This window comes from Vibrio sp. 2134-1, from assembly GCF_033339495.1.
The window spans coordinates 1-663 of sequence record NZ_JAWOUS010000496.1 but is presented as its reverse complement, the minus strand read 5'-3'; the positions used below and the strand labels follow the sequence as shown (position 1 = coordinate 663).

Genomic DNA, 663 nt, shown 5'->3' with positions numbered 1-663 from the left:
GATATCGCCTTGCTTGATGTCGTCACCAGTTGGGCGGATGTTATTTTGAGGTTTCACATCCGTTTGGTTGAACTGGATACCCGCTTCGGTCACGGTCGTGTTTTCTTGCATGATAACGGCATCGCAACCTTCCGGAATTTTCGCGCCAGTCATGATTCGAACACAAGTGCCTGTTGGCCATTCACCTTCAAAAGGTTGGCCCGCAAAGGATTTGCCCACCATCGGCAATACAGTCGACGCTTCTAAATCTTGAATACGGATTGCATAACCGTCCATTGCTGAGTTGTCAAAAGGCGGTACGTGAATTGGCGATAAAACGTCTTCGGCCAGTACAAAACCCAGAGCATCAGCAAGAGGAAGAGAAAGTGTCGTTTGGATAGGTTTGATGCGCGATAACATTTTGTCCATCGCTTCTTCAATTGGCATCAAGCCAGGTGCGTCGCAGCAGCCCATTGAGATAATCCTATGTTCTTTTGTTTTGTGGCAACTCTACCATAAAATCGGACTTGGTAAGAATGTCCACCTATAAAATATGGGTGTAATTATTCAAAAATCCGAGTATCCTTGTCACCCATCCGAAAGGGGTAAACGCCTATCGGAACTAAAGAAAACGGCTCAGTGTATTCTTGTTATGTGCCTTGGCGATATGAACATCTAACTGAG

Annotated in this window: 1 pseudogene; it reads right to left on the bottom strand. The window is 45.7% G+C overall.

Annotated elements, in window-relative coordinates:
• A pseudogene (locus tag R7R78_RS26855) lies at positions 1 to 453 on the bottom strand (molybdopterin molybdotransferase); the annotation flags it as partial.
• Positions 454 to 663 lie beyond the last annotated feature (210 nt).